Below are 217 nucleotides of genomic sequence, written 5' to 3' on the forward strand. Positions count from 1 at the left end.
TATAGAAACATTCCAAACATTGATTCAGCAGAAGTTATTTTATCGACTGAACTCGATCATTGGCCTCATACGGCTTATCAAGTTAAAAAACTGAGCGTAGAAGGCGTTCCAGTTTTTGGTATTGAATGTGCCAAGTATTTCGACCGCCCGGAAATGTACGCAGAAAACAATCAAGCTTATGCTGATAACGGAGAGCGCTTCTCGTTCTTTAGTGCAG

General features: G+C 41.0%; 1 protein-coding gene. It reads left to right on the top strand.

The features are described 5' to 3' along the window. The coding region (locus AB4512_RS22620) for a glycogen/starch synthase (RefSeq protein WP_372175777.1) at nucleotides 1-217 on the top strand (217 nt) is incomplete at both ends.

It is taken from the genome of Vibrio sp. 10N.222.52.B7, assembly GCF_041474275.1.
In the GTDB taxonomy this organism is placed as follows: domain Bacteria; phylum Pseudomonadota; class Gammaproteobacteria; order Enterobacterales; family Vibrionaceae; genus Vibrio; species Vibrio crassostreae_C.